Source organism: Treponema sp. R6D11 (genome assembly GCF_054786075.1).
The window spans coordinates 1-444 of sequence record NZ_BDHD01000930.1 but is presented as its reverse complement, the minus strand read 5'-3'; the positions used below and the strand labels follow the sequence as shown (position 1 = coordinate 444).

General features: G+C 37.2%; 1 pseudogene. It reads left to right on the top strand.

From position 1 onward, the window contains the following. Nucleotides 1-71 precede the first annotated feature (71 nt). Nucleotides 72-444 (top strand): annotated as a pseudogene (locus ACYVTD_RS16855) (hypothetical protein); the annotation flags it as partial.

Below are 444 nucleotides of genomic sequence, written 5' to 3'. Positions count from 1 at the left end.
ATTCAGGGCATCTTGTTTCCGATGTTCAATATCAGGCGTCTTCATATCTGTACGCATTTACTCATTTAATTATGGATAATTTTTTTGTAAACCCGAATCTAATTATTTGCGTCGCGCTAGGAGTAATCCCCGTCGTTTTTTCAATTTTATTCTGGGTAATTCCCGCAGTACGAAAATACATGGAAAGCAAAGAAAACGAAAACATAATACTTTCCAATTTTAAGAAACACGGCTTTAGTAAAATATGGGAAAATCCCATAAACGTTGAACCGTCAAGTTTGTTTACTTATGACGAACAAAACCGCCCGAAAGATATTAATTTCGCCGCCGACAGGGTGATAAAAGACATAGGCGCGTTATCAAGCCCACAGGTTGAAAAGAGAGAAGACGGAAAAATTTATTATTCTTTTGACGATTTATTAAGGGAGAAAAAAGCCCTTGCCG